The sequence below is a fragment of the Streptomyces sp. NPDC054840 genome, assembly GCF_053611065.1.
In genome coordinates, this window is the sequence record NZ_JBSGZP010000777.1 from 1 (window position 1) to 3,191 (window position 3,191).

3 protein-coding genes are annotated in these 3,191 nt (G+C 70.6%); 1 reads left to right on the forward strand and 2 read right to left on the reverse strand.

The annotated features are described in order from the left end of the window. Positions 1-51 precede the first annotated feature (51 nt). Both ACWGIU_RS33840 and ACWGIU_RS33845 read right to left on the reverse strand, forming a co-directional pair. Positions 52-969, reverse strand: a complete 918-nt coding sequence (locus tag ACWGIU_RS33840; RefSeq protein WP_453711930.1) for a phosphatase PAP2 family protein — start codon at positions 967-969, stop codon at positions 52-54. 241 nt (positions 970-1,210) lie between these two features. Continuing rightward, positions 1,211-2,326: a hypothetical protein gene (locus tag ACWGIU_RS33845; protein ID WP_453711931.1), complete on the reverse strand. Its 1,116-nt coding sequence runs from the start codon at positions 2,324-2,326 to the stop codon at positions 1,211-1,213. A 317-nt stretch (positions 2,327-2,643) separates the two neighbouring features. Between ACWGIU_RS33845 and ACWGIU_RS33850 the strand changes: the two genes are divergently transcribed. Beyond that, positions 2,644-3,191 (forward strand): MFS transporter (locus tag ACWGIU_RS33850; protein WP_453711932.1); only part of this gene is annotated, 548 nt, incomplete at its 3' end.

Here is a 3,191-nt window from a genome sequence, read left to right on the forward strand (position 1 = left end):
CAACAGAGATAAACACTTCTCTATTCTAGCGCCGCTCGCGGCGTAATAAAATTAGAACTTGCCCCTGACGGCCTGCGGGACCGGCTCCTCGGCGGCGCCGATGGCGTTGCCGACGGTGATCCGGACGGCGGGCCGCAACTGCCACTTGCCGCCCGCCGAGAGCAGCGGGGTGAGCGCGGAGACGACCGGAGCGGGCATCCGTCCGGTCTCGGCGCGGCGGCGCAGCAGCTCACGCACGTCGAAGACGTAGGTCTCGGTCCGGGCGATGAGCGGCTCGAACCAGGGGAGGGCCAGCAGGATCAGCAGGCCCGCGGACCATCCGAGCAGGACGTCGCTGACCCAGTGGGTGCCGAGGTACACCGTGGTGGCGCCGACGCTCAGCGAGACGACCGCCGAGACCACGGACAGCACCCGGCGGGTGACCCCGGTGGAAGCCAGGTAGGCCAGGATGCCCCACGTCACCACGGCGTTGGCGGTGTGACCGGAAGGGAATATATCGCCACCGGCGAAGAGTTCGGCGGATCCGATCTCCGTGGCGTAGTGCGGGCCGAGCCTGCCGAGGCCGAGCTTGACGGACCCGACGGTGATGTTGAGCAGCAGCAGAGCCACGCCGAGGGTGATCAGCGGGCGGAGGGTGTGCTGCCGCCAGGAGCGCCAGCCGAGCCAGGCGGCGACCATGACCGCGGTGGGTCCGCGCTGGCCCAGCACGACCAGATAGTCGAGGAAGGCGTGCAGCTGCGGCCACTGCTCGTAGGGCCGGAAGAACATGATCTGCCAGTCCAGGCGGACCAGCCAGGAAGTGGTCAGTACGGCGACCACGATTGCGAGATAGAAGGCGAGGGTCGATCCCAGGAGTACGACGCGGTGCCGGCTCATCTGCGGGGTTTGCAGATGAGCCGGTCGCTCTGGTTCCCGGTCCAGCCGGGCGAACACCCGCTCCAGACGGGTCAGGATTTGGTCGGTACGCACTCAATCGACGTTACCGCCCGGCGATGGTCGGCCCGGGCGAATCGCGGGCTTTGTGATGACCATGTGATGTGGAGTTGGTCTCACGCGGGACTTAATTCCCGTTATTTCGACAGTGGTTGGCCGCTTCTTGATCCACTGCTGCGGCAATTGTTTTGGTCACTTATCCGGACTTTATTGCCGTGGAGCTCATTTCTTTTGCTGAAAGATGGACCGGAATGATTCATTCCGTGATGTGGGAGCTCTACGGAGGACCCGAGCCGTTCAGCCAGAACGCCCCGTAGACCGCCGAGGCCAGGGCCAGCGCACCCACCACCGGGGCAGCCCGCCCGGTCCGCCACCGCGCCAGCGCCACCGCGGGCGGCAGCAGCAACGGGAAGGCCGGCAGCAGCAGCCGGGGCTTGGAACCGAAATACCCGGACGCGCACAGCGCCAGCGCCACGACGATCCCGCCGTACACGAGCAGTGGCACCGGCTGCCGCTGCTGTACGCACTTCCCGTACAGCCAGAGCACCAGCAGGACCCCCGCGATCAGCCCTACCCCGGCGGGAAACGCGGACGAGCCCAGCTTCGCGCCGATGAACCCCGCGAACGCCCAGCCGCCGTCGAAGCCGTTGCCCCAGCCGCCCTGCACGTCCAGGTAGCCCAGCAGACCGCCCCCGGTGCGCGCGCCGACCCACAGCACATACGCCGCCGCGCCCGCCGGAGCCAGCAGCACCCCCGCGACCGTCCGCCAGGACCGCTCCCCGCGCCGCCAGGCCAGTGCAGCGGCCACCCACACCGCCGCGACCACCGCCGAACCGACCGGGCGGGTCAGCCCGGCCCCGGCCGCGAGCAGCCCCGCCGTCAGCCACCGCCCGCGCAGGGCCCCGTGGAGCGACCAGGCGGCCAGGGCGGTGAACAGCGACTCGCTGTACGCCATGGACTGCACGATCCCGACCGGCAGCGCCGCCCAGACCGCGACCGCGAACACCCCGGCCCGGCGGCCGTGGACCAGATCGGCGACCGCGAAGATCCCCCAGGCCGCGGCGAGCCCCGCGACCACCGACACCACCAGACCCGCGGAGCCGTACGAGAGCCCGGTCGCGGCCGACACCACCCGTTCCAGCCACGGCAGCAGTGGGAAGAACGCCAGGTTCGAGTGGACGTCCCCGTTCGGGAGGAGCACCTCGTACCCGTACCCCTCCGCGGCGATGCGGGCGTACCAGAGCGAGTCCCAGCGGGCCGACAGCAGGGTGTGCGGGCTGCTGCCGACCACCGCGCCCCACGTCGCGAGCACGGTCAGCCCGAGCAGCCGGACCGCCGCGAAGACGGCCAGCGCGGGCGCGGCCCGGCGAAATCCAAGATCTTCCACAGGCATGATTATCGGTGGCGCCGGTCTCGCGCCCCCGAGGGGGGCGGAGCGGGGCCGGGCGAGCGCGGTGAGGGAGAACCACGGGCCGTGAGGGCGCGTGTACACGGGGAAAGGGTGAGGGTGAGGGGAGTGGCATACGCCACACAGGGGCTGCCGCCGGGATGAGAGCTTGACCACGTGTCGGTCAGGCGAACTCGCGTACGCTGACCGTTCACCCGCGTGTCGATGCCGGACCCCGTTGGACGCCGCACAGCGCACCACCCCCCGTGGCTCCACAAGACGCTGGTCCGCCGAGCGCGAGGGATCACCTGGGAGGTACATGCATGTCGGGGACGAACGCGGCCGGGGGCCGGACCCCTTCCCCCTGGCAGCGGCTCCACGCGGCCTCCGGTGGGGCCAACCGCTGGGTCGTCCTGGCGGTGCTCTGCGTCAGCCTGGTCCTCGTCGCGCTCGACGCGACGATCCTGCACGTCGCCGTCCCCTCCGTCACCGAGGACCTGCGCCCCAGCTCGATCGAGCTCCTGTGGATCGTCGACGCCTACCCCCTGGTCTGCGCCTCGCTCCTCATCCTCTTCGGCACCCTCGGTGACCGGGTCGGCCGCCGCCGCATCCTCCTCCTCGGCTACGGGCTCTTCGGCGTGGCCTCCGCGATGGCGGCCCTCGCCGACAACGCCCAGGTCCTGATCGCCGCGCGCGCCCTGCTGGGCATCGGCGGCGCGATGATCATGCCCGCCACGCTGTCGATCCTGCGGCAGGTCTTCCCCGACCGGCGCGAGCGCGCGCTCGCCATCGGCATCTGGACCGCCGTCGCCGCCATCGGCGCGGCCAGCGGCCCGGTGATCGGCGGCTTCCTCGTCCAGCACTTCTGGTG